This is a genomic window from Brevundimonas viscosa (genome assembly GCF_900116065.1).
Classification (GTDB): Bacteria; Pseudomonadota; Alphaproteobacteria; order Caulobacterales; family Caulobacteraceae; genus Brevundimonas; species Brevundimonas viscosa.
This window is the reverse complement of sequence record NZ_FOZV01000009.1, coordinates 12,948-30,230: the sequence shown is the minus strand read 5'-3', so window position 1 is coordinate 30,230 and position 17,283 is coordinate 12,948. Positions and strand designations below refer to the sequence as shown.

Sequence of the window (17,283 nt, the reverse complement as noted above, 5' to 3'; positions counted from 1 at the left end):
TTCCGAGGCGAAGGAGTTCAGCTAGTCCACCATGGTGTTGATGGTCGACTTCAGCTCGAGGATCTCGCCCTTCACATCGACGGTGATCTTCTTCGACAGGTCGCCGTTGGCCACGGCGGTGGTGACCTCGGCGATCTCGCGCACCTGGCCGGTGAGGTTGGCGGCCATCGAGTTCACGTTGTCGGTCAGGTCCTTCCACGCCCCGGTGACGCCCTCCACCTGGGCCTGGCCGCCCAGCTTGCCGTCGGTGCCGACCTCCTTGGCCACGCGGGTCACCTCGGAGGCGAAGGCGTTCAGCTGGTCCACCATCACGTTGATGGTGTTCTTCAGCTCCAGCACCTCGCCGCGCACCTGCACGGTGATCTTCTTGGACAGGTCGCCCTTGGCCACGGCGGTGGTGACCTCGGCGATGTTGCGGACCTGGCCCGTGAGGTTGTCGGCCATCAGGTTCACGTTGTCCGTGAGATCCTTCCAGGTGCCGCCGACGCCTTCCACCCGCGCCTGACCGCCCAGCTTGCCCTCGGTGCCGACCTCCCGGGCCACGCGGGTGACTTCCGAGGCGAAGGCGTTCAGCTGGTCCACCATGGTGTTGATGGTGACCTTCAGCTCAAGGATCTCGCCCTTCACGTCGACGGTGATCTTCTTGGACAGGTCGCCCCTGGCCACGGCGGTGGTGACCTCGGCGATGTTGCGCACCTGGCCGGTCAGGTTGGCGGCCATCGAGTTGACGTTGTCGGTGAGGTCCTTCCAGGTGCCGGTCACCCCCTTCACCTGGGCCTGGCCGCCCAGCTTGCCCTCGGTGCCGACCTCGCGGGCCATGCGGGTCACCTCGGAGGCGAAGGCGTTCAGCTGGTCCACCATGGTGTTGATGGTGTTCTTCAGCTCCAGCACCTCGCCCTTCACGTCGACGGTGATCTTGCGGCTGAGGTCGCCGTTGGCCACCGCGGTGGTGACCTCGGCGATGTTGCGGACCTGGCCGGTCAGGTTGGCGGCCATGAAGTTCACGTTGTCGGTCAGGTCCTTCCAGGCGCCGGCGACGCCCTTGACGTTGGCCTGGCCGCCCAGCTTGCCCTCGGTGCCGACCTCGCGCGCCACCCGGGTCACCTCGGCGGCGAAGGAGCTGAGCTGGCCGACCATGGTGTTCACCACCCGGCCGATGCGCAGGAACTCGCCGCGCAGGGGACGCTCCTCGTCGTCGACCTCCATGGTCTGGGTCAGGTCGCCCTTGGCCACCGCCCCGATGACGCGCGCCATCTCGGCGGTGGGGTGCATCATGTCGGCGATCAGGTCGTTCACCGCCTCGACGCTGTCGGACCAGGCGCCGGCGGCCCCGGGCAGTCGGGCCCGGGCGGTGATCCGTCCCTGTCGTCCGACTGTGTCCGCGAGCCGGCTGAACTCGCGGCTCATGCGGTCGTTCATCTCGACGACGTCGTTGAACGCCTCCGCCAGCTCCCCGTCGACGCCCTCGAGATCGAGGGGCAGGCGCACCGAGAAGTCGCCCCGACGGAAGGCCCTGAGGGCCGCCAGCAGGCTTCGCTTGTCCAGACCCGTATCTAGGCTCAGCGCAGGCATGGACATGGAGCACTCCGGACGTATGACGATGCGCGAGAGGCCGCGCGCCAGTCGGCGGGCAGGCGGAACGACGTCGCGATTGCGAATGTCACGAGATGACGCACTCCCCCAACTCAACCCTGCAGAATGCCTTATCCCGATGTCGGTTCCGTGCGGCGCCGGCCCTATTTTTCGTTGCCATCGGGAGGCTTCCGACTAGGTTCTGCGCCCATGACTCCACTCACCTTGCGCAGGTCGCCGTGGTGACGGGCCACGGCCTCGACGCGCCGGATTCGGGACTGCGCGCCTTCATCGAGGCGGCGTTTCCGACGGTCTGGGCGCTGGAGACGCTGCTGAGACTGCACCGCGAGCCGGAGCGTTCCTGGACGCCGGAGGCGCTGGTCGCCGACCTGCGCGCCAGCGGTCCGCTGGTCGAGGATTGTCTCGCGATCCTCGAACGGGCGGGCCTGATCGCGCAGCTGGACGGACGCTGGCGCTATCAACCGGCCTCGACGACGCTGGGCGAGCTGGTGGACCGGCTGGCCCTTACCTATGCCGAGCGGCCGTTCAGCGTCACCGGCGTCATCACCAAGAAGGGTTCCGGCGCCTTGCAGGGCTTCGCCGATTCGTTCCGCCTGGGAGGCTGGAAGTCATGACGCCAAGCGGACCGACGATCGTCTATCTCCTCTGTCTGGTCACCAGCGCGGCGTGTGCCGGGCTGTTGATCCGGTCCTGGCTGCGCAACCGCCAGCCGCTCCTGATGTGGAGCGCCGGCTGCTTCTCCCTGCTGGCCGTGAACAACCTGCTGGTGGTGATCGACATGACCATGCTGACGGACAGCAACCTGTCGGTGGCCCGCTCACTGACGGCGTTCGCCGCGGTGGGCGTGCTCATCTACGGCTTCATCTGGGAGGTCGATCGATGAGCCAGCTGGCGGTCCTCAACGGCGCCGTGATCATGGGCTACGCCGTGGCCTCGCTGTTCTTCCTCAAATTCTGGCGCAGGACCGGAGACGCCCTGTTCCTCGCCTTCTGCGCGTCCTTCCTGCTCCTTGCGGCGGTGCCGCTGATCACCGTCTGGCTGCAGATCCCGCGGGAGGAACAGAGCGCCGTCTACCTGCTTCGGGCGGCGGCGTTCATGATCATCATCGTCGCCATCGTGATCAACTCGCGACGCTCAAGATCCTGAGTCCGGCGGAGAGCCGGCGAGGACGCCTCCGGTTCGCCGCCCGGGAAGCCGGGATTCGTCGGGCGGTCAGTCGGCGGCGAGCGTCAGGGCCATGCGCACCAGCGACGAGAGGCTGTCGGCCGCCATCTTGTCCATCACCCGGGCGCGGAAGATCTCGACGGTGCGCGGGCTGATGTCGAGTTCCCGGGCGATCTCCTTGTTCGAAAGCCCCTCGACCAGGGCGTCGAACACCTGCCGTTCGCGGGGCGTCAGCGCCTCGAGACGGGCCAGGGCGGTCAGTCGTTGCTCGCGCTGCAGGGAGAGCTTGCCGATCCTCCCGAGCACCCCCTTCACCGTTTCGACCAGGCGGGCCGGATCGACCGGCTTCTCGATGAAATCGACGATGCCCGACTTCATCATCTGCACCGCGGTGGGCACGTCGGCATGGCCGGTGATGACGATCATCGGCCATTCCCGGTCCTGCAGGGCGGCCAGCCGTCTGACCACCTCCGAGCCGTCCATGCCGGGCATGCGCACGTCGGTGATCACGCAGGCGAGGCGGTCGTCCGGCAGATGATCCATGAAGTCGCTGCCGCTCGCAAAGGCGCGGGCCCGGATGCCCTCGCCGCGAAGGACCATGACGAGGGAATCCCGCACGGCTGGATCATCGTCGATGACGAAAACAGAGGCGTCGGTGTTCATGCCGCCCGTTCCTCCTGCGGCAGACGGATCGAGAAGGCGGCGCCGCCCAGGGCGCTGCGGTCGAGCCGCAGCGACCCGCCATGGCTCTCGACGATGGTCCGGGTCACGGACAGGCCCAGGCCCATGCCGTTGGCCTTGCTGGTGGTCATCGGCCGGATCACGGATTCCAGGTCGTTGGCGGGAATCCCGGGGCCGTTGTCCTCGACGGAGATTTCGTAGCCGTCGCCGGTGCGGCGGCCGCTGATCGACACGACCGGGTCGTGGGTGCAGGCGGCGGCCTCGATCGCGTTGCGGACAAGGTTGATGACGGCCTGCTGAAACTGGATGCGCTCGGCCAGCACGGTGTCGGCGCGGCCGTCGATGTCGATCCTCACCTCGATCCCCGCGTCGCGGCCGAGAAGGCGGAGGGACGGGCGCAGGTCCTCGATCATGGACGAGACCCGCTGAAGCTCCAGCGCCGCCGAGCCGGTGGTGAGCAGGTCGCGCATGCGCCGGATGATGCCGCCCGCCCGCAGGACCTCGCCCTTGGCGAGATCCAGGGTGCGGCCGGCGCTTTCGCCCAGCGGACCCGTTCGCTCGATGTCGCGTCGGCTGGCGTGCATGTAGGAGGCGGCGGCGCTGAGCGGCTGGTTCAGCTCGTGGGCGAGGGTGGCGGCCATCTGACCCAGAGAGTTGAGGCGCCAGACACGGTTTAGCTGGGCGTCGAGCTCCAGGGCCCGGGTGGTGGCGACCCGGGCCTGGGTGACGTCCGTCACCGATACCGCGGCGTAGTCCTCGCCGCCCGCCGTGTCCGCGGTCACGCCCGCCTGAAGGGTGAGCAGGAGCGGCTGGCCGTCGGGCCGGCGGCCCCGCCACTCGCGCGCGTCCTCCGTCGCGCCGTCGGCCGGGCTCGAGACGAGCGCCTGCAGGTCGAAGTCCTCGACCAGTCGCGAAAACGGCGAACCGACCGCTTCCGTGTTGGTCACGCCGAACAGGAGGGCGGCGGCCGGGGTCAGCCGACGGATGCGGCCGGCGCGGTCGAGAATGACGACGGGAACGGCGGCCAGCACGGTGTCGAGGACGGCGTTCCGGTCGGCCAGGGTGCGGGCGAGGGCGCCGGCCCGCCGATGGATACGGCGTTGCGCCCAGCACAGTTCGGCGAGCAGCCAGCTGACGGCGAGGAAGAGCACGGCGTTGACGACCGTATCGGTCAGTCCCTCGCGCGGGACGATGGAGACGTTGACCGCGATCGAGAGGGCGATGGCCAGTCCCGTCGGGCCCGGACGGGACAGCAGGGCCGTGATCACCGCGGCCGGGACCATCGGCAGGTAGTAGAACTGTCCGAAAGGCTCCAGGGCGGTGCGCAGGACGACGCAGGCCGCCACCGAGACCACCGCCAGACCGTACCCGCGCCAGCCCCGGTAGGACCGATCCACCATGGCGGTGATCAATCGGGGCAGGGCGGTTCTCACGCTACGTCAGCATCCTGTACGCCGTTTACATGCGCCGCCGGCCCCGACTCGTCGGGCAGCTGCGACCTACCGGATACCAGCATTTGGCGACGGTGCGAACCGCTGCGCGTCCGCCGGATACGCGTTTCTACGTATGCCGCGGTTTACCAGCAATATTCCTGTCCCCCCGAGGATGCAGCCAACGTCCAAGGGAAAAGAATGTCCAGTACCGATTCGTCGCGTGTGTTCCTCAGAATGCGGAACGTCTCCATCGCCCTCGCCCCGATCGCCGCCCTGTCTCTCGCCGGGGCCGCCCAGTCCGCCGAGCTTCCGACCCCTGACCTTGAATGGCAGATCGGCGTCGCCACCGAGAACGTCGCCAAGGGCCTCGGCAAGAGCGGCGGCGACCCGAGCGTCTCCGGCTCGGTCGGCGCCAGTCTCGGGGCCTTCTACGCCGAGTTCAGCGGATCGACGGTCGAGCTTGGCGGCGGGGCCGACAGCGAACTGGTGACGACGGTCGGCTATGCGCCGGAGATCGGCGGCTTCGAGTTCGACTTCTCGGCCATGCACAAGGTCTTCACCGGAACTGTGCCCGGTTACGACGATCGCTTCATGGAGTACCAGGCCGACGTGTCGCGCGATGTCGGGCCGGTCGGCGTGCGTTTGCGGGCCAACTACACTCCCGATGGTTCGGGTTCGATGGAAGACGCCTGGTGGTTCGAGACCCAGGCCAGCTACGCCCTCGGCGCCCGGACCCGCGCGAGCGTCGCCGTCGGCGAACGGGTCAGCGACACCAGCGCCGAGTACACGGCCTGGAACGTCGGCGTGAAGCACAAGCTGACCCGCCAGCTCGCCGCCGACGTGCGCTGGTACGACACCGACCAGCACGACCTCGGCGACCGCTACGAGGGCCGTCTCGTCGGCGCCCTGACCTACGCCTTCTGACCCACGCCGTCTGACCTACCGATTGATCGAGGCTCCCGTGAACATGCTCAACAACCTGGCGGTCGGCCGCAAGCTGATGCTGTCCTTCGCCGCCGTGCTCCTGGCCATCATGGCCATGGGCGGGGTGATCTTCCTGCAGCTCGCCTCGATCGACCGGGCGAGCGCCGATCGCGCGGTCCTCAACGAAATGACGCGAGCCACCGCCTCCGCGGAGTTCTACCTGTCCCGACAGGAAGGCAGCTTCCGGGGCTTCCTGCTGTCGGGCGATGAGTACTACGTGGAACGCGCAACTGCGCACCGGGAGCGGTTCAGCACCTTCGTCGCCACGATGCGCGAAAACGCGGGCCCGGATCTGGCCGGCGAGATCGACGCCCTCGAACAGTCGGCCGAGGCCTGGTTCGAGCACGTCGTCGTGCAGGGCGCGGAACTCGCCCGCGACCCGGCCACCCATGCCAGCGCCGTGGCCATGGTCGGGCGCAGCGGGTCGGCGGATCGACTGATCGAGCCGGTAGAAGCCTCGATCGAGAAGATCCACGGGGTGCTGGACGCCGAGCGTGACCAGGTCCGTGCAGCGCAGGCGGCGGCGGCGAACACCGCCCGTTGGTCCCTGATCGCCGGCATCGTGCTGGCCGCCCTGCTCGCGGTGGGCGTCGGCTGGCTGCTGACCCGCGGCATTGCCGGGCCGATCGGACGCATGGTCGGGCACATGAACCGGCTGCGCGCCGGCGACACCTCGATCGAGGTCGTCGAGGCCCAGCGCAAGGACGAGTTCGGCGCCATGGGCGTGGCCGTCCTCGCCTTCCGCGACGCCGCCATCGAAAAGGCGCGGGTCGAGGCCGAGGCCGCCGCCGCACGCGAGACGAACGAGCGCGAACGCGCCGCCGCCGAGGCGGAGAAGGCGCGCGTGGCCGAGGAGGACCGGATCACGGTCGAGGCGCTGGCCCGCGGCCTGTCGGCCATGGCCGAGGGCGACCTGACCCACCGGATGAACGCGCCGGTGCCGGCGCGGGCCGAACAACTGAAGGCGGACTTCAACTCGGCCATCGGCCAGTTGCAGCAGGCGGTGTCGGTGGTGGTGCAGAACGTGGCGGCGATCCGCTCCGGTTCGGGCGAGATCAGCCACGCCGCCGACGACCTGTCGCGGCGCACCGAGCAGCAGGCGGCGAGCCTGGAGGAGACGGCGGCGGCGCTGGACCAGATCACGGCGACGGTGAACCGGACGGCTTCCGGCGCACGTCAGGCCTCGGACGTGGTGCAGGCGGCGCGCGGCGACGCGGAGACCTCGGGCGTGGTGGTGCGCGACGCGGTGGCGGCGATGAGCGCCATCGAGCAGTCGGCCCAGCAGATCAGCCAGATCATCGGGGTGATCGACGAGATCGCCTTCCAGACCAACCTGCTGGCCCTGAACGCCGGGGTCGAGGCGGCCCGGGCCGGCGACGCCGGCCGCGGCTTCGCGGTGGTGGCCTCGGAAGTGCGGGCCCTGGCCCAACGCTCGGCCGACGCGGCGCGCGAGATCAAGACGCTGATCTCGGCCTCGACCAGCCAGGTCGGCTCGGGCGTGCAGCTGGTCGGCCAGACCGGCGAAGCGCTGCAGCGCATCGTCGGCCGGGTGGCCGAGATCGACGGCCTGGTGTCGGAGATCGCCGCCTCGGCCCAGGAGCAGGCCACGGGCCTCCAGCAGGTCAACACCGCGGTCAACCAGATGGACCAGGTGACCCAGCAGAACGCCGCCATGGTCGAGGAATCCACCGCCGCCAGCCACTCGCTGGCCCAGGAGGCCGAGAGCCTGGCCGCCTCGGTGGCGCGCTTCCGCATCGGCGACGAGGCCCCGGCCGCCGCGGCCCGGACGGCCCCGGCCCCGGCCCGCAGCGAGCGCACCGCCCGCGCCGTCGCCCAGCTGAAGACGATCGGCCACGGCGGCGCGGCGCTGAAGCCGGCCCCGGCGGCCGCCGAGGACGGATGGGAGGAGTTCTGATGACGGAGCCTGTCGTCCTTCCCGCCGTGCTGGACCTTCGCGCCGCCGGCGCCCTGACCTCGGAATTTCTGGCGCGGCGGGGACAGCCGCTGACCGTGGACGCCTCGGGCGTCGAACGGCTGGGCGGTCTGTCCCTGCAGGTCCTGTTGTCCGCCGCGAAGACCTGGGCGGCCGACGGCATGGATCTGACCGTCGCCCCTGTGTCGGAAGCCTTTGTGGAGCAGTGCCGCGCCTTCGGCGCCGCCGCGCTCGCCCCTGATTTCGCCGGAGACCCCGCGTGACCAAGACCGTCCTGACCGTCGACGACTCCCGGACCATGCGCGACATGCTGCTGCTGGCGCTGGAGGGCGCGGGCTACCGGGTCATCCAGGCCGAGGACGGCGTGCATGGGCTGGAGGTGCTGGCCGCGAGCGGCGGCGCCGACGTGGTGATCACCGACATCAACATGCCGCGCATGGACGGCTTCGGCTTCATCCAGGGCGTGCGCTCGAATCCCGCCTATGACTCGACCCCGGTGCTGGTGCTGACCACCGAGAGCGACGCGACCAAGAAGGCCCGCGCCCGGGAAGCCGGGGCGACGGGCTGGATCGTCAAGCCGTTCGATCCGGCCAAGCTGGTGGACGCCGTCCGCCGCGTCGCCGCCTGAGTTCCGGACCCGCCCCCATGGACACCTTCGAGGCGATCAAGGCGACCTTCTTCCAGGAGTGCGACGAGCTGCTCGCCGACCTGGAGACGAAGCTTCTCGATCTGGAGAGCGGCGCCGCCGACGACGAGACGATCAACGCCGTCTTCCGCGCCGTGCACTCGGTCAAGGGCGGGGCGGGCGCCTTCGGCCTCGAGGCCCTCGTACGCTTCGCCCATGTCTTCGAGACCCTGCTGGACGAGCTGCGCGCGGGCCGCAAACCGTGCGACGAGCTGACCGTCCGCACCCTGCTGAGGGCCTCCGACGTCCTCGCCGACCACGTCGCCGCCGCCCAAGGGACCGGGCCCGAGGTCGAGGAGGCGCGTTCCGCCGCTCTCGTCGCCGAGCTGGAGGTGCTGACCCACGGAGAGGGGGGCTCGCCTGCGCCGGACGAGGCGGAGGACGACTTCGGCTTTCAACCGGTGGCCTTCGATCTGCCGTCGCTGGACCTTCCGTCGCTGGACCTGCCGTCGCCGGACGCGCCCGGGGCTCCGGCCGCCGGCGGCTGGCGCATCGTCTTCCGGCCGCACGGCCGCATGTACGTCAACGCCAACGAGACCGGGCTGCTGCTGCGCGAACTGGGCCGCCTGGGACCGCTCGAGGTGGAGCTCGACGACAGCGCCGTGCCGATGCTGGACCGGCTTCAGCCGGAGGAGAACGAGCTGGTCTGGACGATCCGACTCACGGCTCCGGTCGACGAGGCGGCGGTGCGCGAGGTGTTCGACTTCGTCGAGGGCGACTGCGACCTGCGCATCGAACCGATCGCGGGGGAGGGCCCCGAACTGCCGCCGCTGATCGAAACGCCGGACGCGCCGGCCGACGACATCGACATCTCGGCCCTGCTGGCGAAGGTGCAGGACGAACCGGCCGCCGCCGTAACGCCTGCCGCCCCCGCGACTTCGGCGCCGGCGGCGGCCGCGCCTGCCGCCTCCGCGACCGCCCCGACCGCCAGCTCCCCGCCGGCCGCGGCGGCTCCGGCCACCATCCGCGTCGATCTGGAGCGGGTCGACCGGCTGATCAATGTGGTCGGCGAACTGGTGATCCAGCAGGCCATGCTGGCCCAGCGCGTGACCGAGAGCGGCCTCGCCCGCTCGTCCGGCATCTCCGTCGGTCTCGAGGATCTGGAGCTGCTGACCCGCGAGATCCAGGACAGCGTCATGGCCATCCGGGCCCAGCCTGTGAAGTCGGTGTTCCAGCGCATGCCCCGTCTGGTGCGCGAGGTCGCCGAGATGACCGGCAAGCGGGTGCGGCTGGTGACCGAAGGGGAGGCGACCGAGGTCGACAAGACCGTGGTCGAGCGGCTGGCCGAGCCGATCACCCACATGCTGCGCAACGCCATCGATCACGGGCTGGAGACGCCGGAGGAACGAACCGCGGCGGGCAAGCCGAGCGAGGGCACTGTTCGTCTGGCCGCCCTGCACCGGTCCGGCCGCATCGTCATCGAGATCAGCGACGACGGCCGGGGCATCAACCGCGAGCGGGTGCGCGGCATCGCCGTCTCGAAGGGGCTGATCGCCGAGGACGCCGCGCTGACGGACGACGAGATCGACAACCTGATCTTCCTGCCCGGCTTCTCCACCGCCGACGCGGTGTCGGACATCTCGGGCCGCGGCGTCGGCATGGATGTCGTGCGGCGCTCGATCCAGTCGCTGGGCGGGCGCATCTCGATCAGCTCCAATCCCGGCAAGGGCTCCACCTTCACCCTGAGCCTGCCGCTGACCCTCGCGGTCCTGGACGGCATGGCCCTCGGCGCGGCCGAACAGACGCTGGTGGCGCCGCTCTCCGCGATCGTCGAGAGCCTGACGCCGAAGGCCGAAGATGTGCACTACGTCGGCGGCCACGACGCGGTGATCCGCTTCCGCGAGGCCTTCGTTCCGCTGGTCGACGTCGCCCGCACCATGGGATTCCGCGACGCTCCGGTCCCGCCGGGCCAGGGCGTGGCGGTGGTCGTCGAGACCGAGTCCGGCGCCCGGGCCGCCCTGATGGTCGACGCCATTCACGGCCAGCGCCAGGTCGTGATCAAGAGTCTGGAGACCAACTACCAGCAGGTGGAGGGCGTCGCCGCCGCCACCATCCTGGGCGACGGACGGGTCGCCCTTATCCTCGACGTCGACGCCCTCGTCGCCAACGCCCGCCGCCGCCCCGCCGCGGCCGATCTCAAGCTTGCGAGCTGACATGACCGAAGCCCCGACCAACGCCGCCGCCCGCGAACTGATCGCCTTCCGTATCGGCGAGCAGGAATTCTGCGTCGACATCATGTCGGTGCGCGAGATCCGCGGCTGGACGCCCGCGACGCCTCTGCCCCGTGCGCCCGGCTACATGAAGGGCGTCATCAACCTGCGCGGCGCGGTGCTGCCGATCATCGACCTCGGCGCGAGGTTCGGCCTGCGCACCTCGGAGCCGACCGCCCGCCACGTGATCATGGTCGCCCACATCGGCGGGCGCATGGTCGGGCTGCTGGTCGACGCCGTGTCGGACATCATCCAGCTGGACGACGGCGCGGTGCAGCCCACGCCGGACGTCGCCAGCGAGGAGGTCCGCGCCTTCGTCAAGGGCATCTTCGCCCTCGAGGGACGGATGGTCAGCCTCGTCGACCTCGGCCTCATCCTGCCGCCGGCGGAGGCCGAAGCCGCATGACCGCCGCCGCCGGCACGGTGTCGTTGGTGGAGGGCGAGTTCGCCCTCACCGCCGAGGACTTCCGCCACATCGCCCAGGTCCTGCACAGCCACGCCGGCATCGCGCTGGGCGAAGGCAAGGCGGCGCTCGTCTATTCCCGGCTGGCCAAGCGGCTGCGCGCGCTCGGCCTGCGCAGCTTCCGCGAATACTGCGCCCTGATCGACGGGGTCGAGGGGGTCGACGAGCGGCAGGCGATGACCGCGGCGCTGACCACCAACGTCACCCGCTTCTATCGCGAGCCGCATCATTTCGACGACCTGTTGAACCGGGTCATGCCGCGGCTGGCGGAACGCGCCCGCGCCGGGGGACGGGTGCGGCTGTGGTCGGCGGCGTGCTCGAACGGGCAGGAGCCATATTCGATGGCGCTGACGGTGCTCGCCGCCCTGCCCGAGGCGGCCGAGCTGGACGTCCGCATCCTCGCCACCGACATCGATCCCAACATGGTCGCCGAGGGCGCGAACGGCGCATACGCCGAGGAAGCGCTGGAGCAGGCGCCGGCCACGCTCTGGCGGCGCTATTTCAACCGGACCCCGGGCGCCGGGCGGGACCGCTGGACCGCGGGTCCGGAGCTGCGCCGGCTGGTCGCGTTCCGCGAGCTGAACCTGATCGGCGACTGGCCGATGAAGGGCCGCTTCGACGTCATCTTCTGCCGCAACGTGGTGATCTACTTCGACGAGGCGACCCAGGAGCGGGTGTGGAGCCGGTTCGCGCCGCTGATGACGCCGGGCGCGACCCTGTACATCGGCCATTCCGAGCGGGTCTCCGGCCCGGCCTCGGCCCTGCTGCGTCCGGACGGCCTGACCACCTACCGGATCGGAGGCGCCGCATGACCCGCCGGGTGACCGTACTCGTCGTCGACGACAGCCCGACCATGCGCGGCCTGATCACCGCTGCGCTGCGGCGCGATCCCGACATCGAGGTCGTCGGCTCGGCCGCCGATCCGCTGGAGGCGCGCGAGGCCATCAAGCGTCTGAATCCCGACGTCATCACCCTCGACGTCGAGATGCCGAACATGAACGGGATCGAGTTCCTCGAGAAGATCATGCGTCTGCGGCCGATGCCGGTGGTGATGGTCTCGACCCTGACCCAGGCCGGGGCCGACGTGACCGTAGCGGCGCTCGAGATCGGGGCGGTCGATGCGATCGGCAAGCCGGTCGACGGGACGCCGCCGGCGGTCGCCTTCGCCGAACTGGCGCAGAAGGTGAAGACGGCGGCGGCCTCGCGCGTGCGGGCCCGGGGCGACGCCCCGCCCGCGCCCCCCGAGGCGGCCGCTGACTACCGCCCGGACCCCGCCCACATCCTCGCCATCGGGGCTTCCACCGGGGGGGTCGAGGCGCTGCTCACGATCCTGACCGGCTTCCCCGAGGCCTGTCCGGCGACGGTGATCACCCAGCACATGCCGGCCACCTTCACCCGCAGCTTCGCGGCGCGTCTCGACAAGATGTGCGCGCCGCACGTCTCGGAGGCCGAGGACGGCGCGCCGATCAAGCCCGGCTGCGTCTATATCGCCCCGGGAGGAGAGACCCATCTGGAAGTCGTCGGCGCCAGTCCCCGCTGCCGCCTGACCCGGACCGAGCCGGTCAACGGTCACCGTCCGTCGGTGGACGTCCTGTTCGACTCGGTCGCCCGCGCCCGCCGGCCGATGACCGGGGTCATTCTCACCGGCATGGGCAAGGACGGCGCGCGCGGCCTGCTGGCCATGCGTGAGGCCGGCGCCCGGACGCTCGGACAGGATGAGGCCTCCTGCGTGGTCTACGGCATGCCGCGCGCCGCCTTCGAACTGGGCGCGGTCGAGCGCCAGTTGCCGTTACACCGCCTTCGCCCCGCCATTCTCGACCTGTGCGCCGCACCCGCCGCCTGAGGATCTGTCCAGTACCATGCCCGCCGCTTCCGCCCTCCACGTCCTGATCGTCGACGATCAGCAGACCATGCGCTCCCTGGTCCGCAACAGCCTGCAACAGCTCGGCGTGCGCGAGATCACCGAGGCCGCCGACGGCGAAGCCGGTCTGCGCCAGGTGATCAGCAAGCCCGTCCACCTGGTGATCTCGGACTTCAACATGCCGAACCTGGACGGTCTCGGCCTGCTGCGCGCGATCCGGGCGCACCCGCCGATCAAGACCACCGCCTTCATCATGCTGACCGGCCGGGCCGATCGCGAACTGGTGCAGCGCGCCGTGCAGTTCGGCGTCAACAACTACCTGGTCAAACCCTTCACCGTGGCCCAGCTCAAGGAAAAGCTGGAGGCGGTCTTCGGTCCGCTGACATGACGGTCGCGGCCCGCGTCGAAAGCCTTGAGCGCCGCCTCCATGTCGGGCAGGGCGAGCACCATGTGACCTCGGACCGCGACGTGGTCCTGACCACGGTGCTGGGCAGTTGCGTGGCCGCCTGCCTGTGCGACCCCCTGGCCGGGGTGGGGGGGATGAACCACTTCCTGCTGCCTGACGGCTCCGGCGCCGGGACGGACGCCGGCCGGCGCTACGGCGCCTACGCCATGGAACTGCTGATCAACGACCTGCTCAAGTCCGGCGCCCGCCGCGAGCGGCTTGAGGCCAAGCTGTTCGGCGGCGGGCGGATGTTCGACTCGCTGCGCGACGTCGGCCAGGCCAACGCCGACTTCGCCGAGCGCTTCCTCAGGGACGAGGGCATCCGTGTCGTCAGCGGCAGCCTGCGGGGGATGGGCGGTCGGCGCCTGCACTACTGGCCGGCCTCGGGCCGGGCGTTGCAGCGAAGCGTCGCCGACGCGGCGGCGCCCCGGCCCCGGCCGGCGCCCGTCGCGCTGCCCGCCGGCGGCGAACTGGAGCTGTTCTGATGGCGCCCCCGGACCGGACCCTGCTGGCCGCCATGGCGACGGAGGCCTGCGCCTTGCGCGGCGAACTGGACGACGTCGCCGGTCGACTGGGCGCGTGGATGCGGGATCTGCCGCCCGGTCTCGCCGACGGCGTCGTGACGGAGGTCCAGGCCTTCGACTCCATGGGCCAGCGGCTGGAGGTGCTGACGAGGCTGCTGGAGGGGATCGCCGGAGGGAAGGCGGCCGCCGATCTGGTCGCCGCGGTCCCGCTGGCGGACATGGCGGCTCGCCTCGGCGGAAAAGAGCCGGCGCCGGCGGTCGCCGCCGGCGACTTCGTGCTGTTCGATTGACCGATGGCGAGCGCTTCCCGATCCCGGGTCAATCTGGAGCATTCGTCGGTCTTGCTGATCGACGACAACCAAAAGTCGCTCGACATGCTCAGTTCGATCTTTCACGGCTTCGGCGTGAAGGAGCAGATCAAGTGCGAGAGCGCGATCGCGGCGACGGACATCCTGAAGCGCCGGATGGTCGACCTGGTGCTCGTGGACTGCTCGATGCCCGAAATGGACGGCTACGATTTCGTGCGCTGGCTGCGGCGCGAGACGACGCCGCCGCTGCGCTATGTCCCGATCATCATGCTGACCGGACATGCGGCGCAGTCGCTGGTCCACAAGAGCCGTGACTGCGGGGCCAGCTTCGTGGTCGCCAAGCCCCTGACGCCGGCGGTGCTGCTGAAGCGCATTCTCTGGCTTGGGATGGACGAACGTCAGTTCGTCGAAGCCGACGACTACGTCGGCCCGGACCGCCGGGTCCGGAATTTCGGGCCGCCCCTCGGGCAGCCGGGCCGGCGCGCCGGCGACCTTTCGACCCACGTGGGGGCGGCCAGCGAGCCGAACCTGGATCAGGCGGACATCGACATGCTTCTCAAACCCCAGCGGGTGGTGCTGTGACCGGGGCGCGGCTGGTTACGGTGAAAAGCGGCCTTGCGCGCCAGCTGTCCCGACCCGGCGGGCGCAGTCTGGCCGATGCCGAACGACTGGCCGACGCGGCCCTGCAGACGCACCGGACGGACGCCTTCGATGAACTGGGACGCCTTGTCGCCCAGCTGGAGACCGCGTGCACCACGCGTTCACCGGAAGACCGCGTCCGGGCCTACGCCCTGGGGGCGAGCATCGTCGATCTCGCCGGCTTCTTCGATACGGGTCCGTTCTATGACGCGGCCTACAGCCTCTGCGACCTGATCGACCGCTCCCGCGACAGTCCCCTGTGGAGCTGGGATGCGGTGCAGGTGCACGTCCAGGCGCTTCGCCTGCTTCACCTCGCGGGCCTGGGCAACGCCGGTCCGGACGCCGCCGGTCTTGTCGCCGGCCTGCGCCGCGTGGTCGCCGCGATCCTGGATTGACGGGGCCGGCGTCCGCCTGTCCGGCGGGCGTCGACTGGCCGGTCGAGCGCGCCCTCTAGGGGCGGATGAAGTGGGGCAGGAAACGGGACGTGTTGCGCGTGATGCGGCCGGGATCCTCCCTGAGGCTGATTCCGGCAGGTTCGTCTCCGACTAGCCACGACCCGACGATGACGTGCTGGCCGTCGAAGAGCGGCGGCGGATGGAAGGCCTGGAGGATGTGGCGACCTTCGCCGTACCCGCCGTCCTCGACGCCGCCGCTGATCCCGCGCTCGACCAGTTCGATGTTGGCCCCCTCGCGTGAGAACAGCGGCTTGCGGGCATAGCTGTCCCCCAGTGCCGAGCGCCGCGGATCGTCCTCGAAGTAGGCCTCGAGCAGGTTCGGGTGACCGGGGTGCCGTTCCCACAGCAGCGGGAGGACGCCCTTGTTCGACAGGAGGCTCTTCCACGCGGGTTCAAGTACGGTGACGCGCGCTTCCGGCAAGGGGCCGGCGTAGTCGTCCCGGAGCATCTGTTCCCACGGATAGAGCTTGAACAGCGCCTGGATGATCCAGTTCTCATGGTCGACGAAGCGACCATCGGCGTTCAGGCCGATCTGCTCGATCGCCACGAACTGCGGGTCCAGGCCCGCCTGGCGCGCCAGATCCTCAAGAAAACGCACCGTCTGCCGATCCTCGACGAAGTCGGGGTCGGAGCTGAAGTGGATGAAGCCGCCGCCCGGGAAGATGGCGCGGAACCGGTCGACGAGCTTCTCGTGAAGGCTGTTGAATTGGTCGGCATCGGGGGGAAGCACGCCGGCGGAAATCTGGTCCTCGAGCCACAGCCACTGGAAGACGGCGGTTTCGTAGACGCTGGTGGGGGTGTCGGCGTTGTACTCGTAGAGCCTTGCGGGTCCGGTCCCGTCGTAGGCGAAGTCGAACCGGCCGTAGAGCGAGGGATCGCCGCGTTTCCAGCTGTCGGCCACGTAGTCGCGGAGACCTTCCGGGATCTCGAGGCGCTCCATCAGACGCTCGGACGCGACGGCCTCGTCGACGAGGGCGAGGCACAGCGCGTGGAGCTCGCTGGTCGGTCCCTCCAGATCCTCCTCGATCTCGGCGAGCGAAAAGGCGTAGGCCGCCGTCTCGTCCCAGTAGGGCCTGCCATCGTCATGTCGCCAGGTGAATCCGAGGGCCTCGGCCCTGGCGTCCCAGTCCGGTCGGGGTTCGAAGCGCAGGCGCTCCATGGTCAGGCGGGATCCTTGTCCTTGAGCGCATGGCCGATCTGCGGCGTGACGATGGTCACCTCCTGCCGGGTCAGGCGCGCGAGAACATCGTCGGCCGACGTCTGCCCGGGCAGGATCCCCGCGTCGCGCAATTTCGAGTCGAGATCCGCACCCGTCCGCCGGTCCTCGAGCTCCTGGCTGACGCGGAGCTTCTCCTCCTGCACCGCCTGCCGCTGCTTGATGCGCTGCAGGCTGTCGGCGGCCGAGCCGATCCGCGACTGGGCGCCGGCCGAGTTGAGGGCGACGGAGGCCTGGGCGCGCTGGACCGAGTCGTTGACCTTCACGATGTCGATCTCGCGCCGCAGCGTCTCGATCTTCTGGTCCGTGGCGGCGATGGCGGTGCGGAGGCGAGCCTCGGCGCCCTTCATGTCCTCGATCATCGGGCTGCGGGTCGCGATCTCGCTTTCCAGTTCGGCGATCCGCTGGGCGACTTCCCGCGCGAGGTCGGCCTTGCCCTGGGCGATCGCGGCGCGGGCGGACGTCTCGTACTTGCCGATCTGGTCGTGGAAGCTCTGCACTTCGCCCTCGGCGGTGCGGCGGCGGGCGACCAGCCCTGCGAGATCATCCCGGGCCTTGCCCTGGGCGTTGTCGGCGTCGCGGATCTCCTGGTCGAGGATGCGCAGGGCGTTCGCGTCCACCACCGAGAGGGCCGCGTCGTGGGCCGTCCCGCGGAACAGGGCTGAGAGTTTTCTGAGCATGGACATGGG

At 70.0% G+C, this 17,283-nt stretch carries 21 protein-coding genes; 16 read left to right on the top strand and 5 right to left on the bottom strand.

Annotation, left to right across the window (positions count from 1 at the left end):
- Positions 1 to 21 precede the first annotated feature (21 nt).
- Positions 22 to 1,578, bottom strand: a complete 1,557-nt coding sequence (locus BM333_RS16190) for a HAMP domain-containing protein (RefSeq protein ID WP_245777284.1) — start codon at positions 1,576 to 1,578, stop codon at positions 22 to 24.
- 236 nt (positions 1,579 to 1,814) lie between these two features.
- Between BM333_RS16190 and BM333_RS13805 the strand changes: the two genes are divergently transcribed.
- From BM333_RS13805 to BM333_RS13795, 3 genes are read left to right on the top strand one after another with little or no spacing between them, the layout of a single operon-like run.
- Positions 1,815 to 2,207 carry a hypothetical protein gene (locus BM333_RS13805; RefSeq protein WP_143105835.1) on the top strand — a complete coding sequence of 131 codons (393 nt, stop codon included), beginning with the start codon at positions 1,815 to 1,817 and terminating at the stop codon, positions 2,205 to 2,207.
- Entirely contained in the window at positions 2,204 to 2,476 is a 273-nt protein-coding gene (locus BM333_RS13800; RefSeq protein WP_092312925.1) for a DUF5985 family protein, read from the top strand. Before BM333_RS13805 ends, BM333_RS13800 begins: the two co-directional genes overlap by 4 nt.
- The gene (locus tag BM333_RS13795; RefSeq protein ID WP_092312922.1) at positions 2,473 to 2,739 is read left to right on the top strand and encodes a DUF5985 family protein; all 267 of its coding nucleotides are present in this window, start codon (positions 2,473 to 2,475) and stop codon (positions 2,737 to 2,739) included. The genes BM333_RS13800 and BM333_RS13795 overlap by 4 nt, the downstream gene beginning before the upstream one ends.
- A 66-nt stretch (positions 2,740 to 2,805) precedes the next feature.
- Here BM333_RS13795 and BM333_RS13790 read toward each other — a convergent pair whose 3' ends face one another.
- Both BM333_RS13790 and BM333_RS13785 read right to left on the bottom strand, forming a co-directional pair.
- Entirely contained in the window at positions 2,806 to 3,420 is a 615-nt protein-coding gene (locus BM333_RS13790; protein WP_092312919.1) for a response regulator transcription factor, read from the bottom strand.
- Complete coding sequence (locus tag BM333_RS13785; protein ID WP_245777283.1) at positions 3,417 to 4,871, bottom strand: two-component system sensor histidine kinase NtrB; 1,455 nt, start codon at positions 4,869 to 4,871, stop codon at positions 3,417 to 3,419. Before BM333_RS13785 ends, BM333_RS13790 begins: the two co-directional genes overlap by 4 nt.
- Before the next feature lie 198 nt (positions 4,872 to 5,069).
- On the opposite strand from BM333_RS13785, the gene BM333_RS13780 reads away from it, so the two are divergent.
- From BM333_RS13780 to BM333_RS13720, 13 genes are read left to right on the top strand one after another with little or no spacing between them, the layout of a single operon-like run.
- Positions 5,070 to 5,795 carry a TorF family putative porin gene (locus BM333_RS13780; RefSeq protein WP_245777282.1) on the top strand — a complete coding sequence of 242 codons (726 nt, stop codon included), beginning with the start codon at positions 5,070 to 5,072 and terminating at the stop codon, positions 5,793 to 5,795.
- Positions 5,796 to 5,838: 43 nt separating this feature from the next.
- Positions 5,839 to 7,770 carry a methyl-accepting chemotaxis protein gene (locus tag BM333_RS13775; RefSeq protein WP_092313130.1) on the top strand — a complete coding sequence of 644 codons (1,932 nt, stop codon included), beginning with the start codon at positions 5,839 to 5,841 and terminating at the stop codon, positions 7,768 to 7,770.
- Positions 7,770 to 8,051 (top strand): STAS domain-containing protein, encoded by a 282-nt coding sequence (locus BM333_RS13770; RefSeq protein ID WP_092312913.1) that lies wholly within the window; start codon positions 7,770 to 7,772, stop codon positions 8,049 to 8,051. Before BM333_RS13775 ends, BM333_RS13770 begins: the two co-directional genes overlap by 1 nt.
- On the top strand, positions 8,048 to 8,416 hold the full coding sequence (locus tag BM333_RS13765; protein WP_092312910.1) for a response regulator: 369 nt from the start codon (positions 8,048 to 8,050) through the stop codon (positions 8,414 to 8,416). Before BM333_RS13770 ends, BM333_RS13765 begins: the two co-directional genes overlap by 4 nt.
- 17 nt (positions 8,417 to 8,433) lie before the next feature.
- Positions 8,434 to 10,626 (top strand): chemotaxis protein CheA, encoded by a 2,193-nt coding sequence (locus BM333_RS13760; RefSeq protein WP_092312907.1) that lies wholly within the window; start codon positions 8,434 to 8,436, stop codon positions 10,624 to 10,626.
- A gap of 1 nt (position 10,627) precedes the next feature.
- A complete protein-coding gene (locus BM333_RS13755) occupies positions 10,628 to 11,089 on the top strand; it encodes a chemotaxis protein CheW (RefSeq protein WP_092312904.1) in 462 nt (153 codons plus the stop codon).
- Positions 11,086 to 11,958: a protein-glutamate O-methyltransferase gene (locus tag BM333_RS13750; RefSeq protein ID WP_092312902.1), complete on the top strand. Its 873-nt coding sequence runs from the start codon at positions 11,086 to 11,088 to the stop codon at positions 11,956 to 11,958. The genes BM333_RS13755 and BM333_RS13750 overlap by 4 nt, the downstream gene beginning before the upstream one ends.
- Positions 11,955 to 12,989 (top strand): protein-glutamate methylesterase/protein-glutamine glutaminase, encoded by a 1,035-nt coding sequence (locus BM333_RS13745; protein ID WP_092312899.1) that lies wholly within the window; start codon positions 11,955 to 11,957, stop codon positions 12,987 to 12,989. Before BM333_RS13750 ends, BM333_RS13745 begins: the two co-directional genes overlap by 4 nt.
- A 16-nt stretch (positions 12,990 to 13,005) precedes the next feature.
- Positions 13,006 to 13,395, top strand: coding sequence for a response regulator (locus BM333_RS13740; RefSeq protein ID WP_092312896.1), 390 nt, complete (start codon positions 13,006 to 13,008; stop codon positions 13,393 to 13,395).
- Positions 13,392 to 13,937 carry a chemotaxis protein CheD gene (locus BM333_RS13735; RefSeq protein WP_092312893.1) on the top strand — a complete coding sequence of 182 codons (546 nt, stop codon included), beginning with the start codon at positions 13,392 to 13,394 and terminating at the stop codon, positions 13,935 to 13,937. The genes BM333_RS13740 and BM333_RS13735 overlap by 4 nt, the downstream gene beginning before the upstream one ends.
- Positions 13,937 to 14,266, top strand: a complete 330-nt coding sequence (locus BM333_RS13730; protein ID WP_092312890.1) for a hypothetical protein — start codon at positions 13,937 to 13,939, stop codon at positions 14,264 to 14,266. Before BM333_RS13735 ends, BM333_RS13730 begins: the two co-directional genes overlap by 1 nt.
- Before the next feature lie 3 nt (positions 14,267 to 14,269).
- Complete coding sequence (locus BM333_RS13725; protein WP_092312887.1) at positions 14,270 to 14,866, top strand: response regulator; 597 nt, start codon at positions 14,270 to 14,272, stop codon at positions 14,864 to 14,866.
- Between the two features lie 20 nt (positions 14,867 to 14,886).
- Positions 14,887 to 15,318, top strand: coding sequence for a chemotaxis protein CheE (locus BM333_RS13720; RefSeq protein WP_143105834.1), 432 nt, complete (start codon positions 14,887 to 14,889; stop codon positions 15,316 to 15,318).
- A gap of 55 nt (positions 15,319 to 15,373) precedes the next feature.
- Here the strand turns inward: BM333_RS13720 and BM333_RS13715 are convergent, their stop codons facing one another.
- Positions 15,374 to 16,537 (bottom strand): glutathionylspermidine synthase family protein, encoded by a 1,164-nt coding sequence (locus tag BM333_RS13715; protein WP_092312882.1) that lies wholly within the window; start codon positions 16,535 to 16,537, stop codon positions 15,374 to 15,376.
- Between the two features lie 2 nt (positions 16,538 to 16,539).
- Positions 16,540 to 17,280 (bottom strand): PspA/IM30 family protein, encoded by a 741-nt coding sequence (locus BM333_RS13710; protein ID WP_092312879.1) that lies wholly within the window; start codon positions 17,278 to 17,280, stop codon positions 16,540 to 16,542.
- Positions 17,281 to 17,283: the final 3 nt, after the last annotated feature.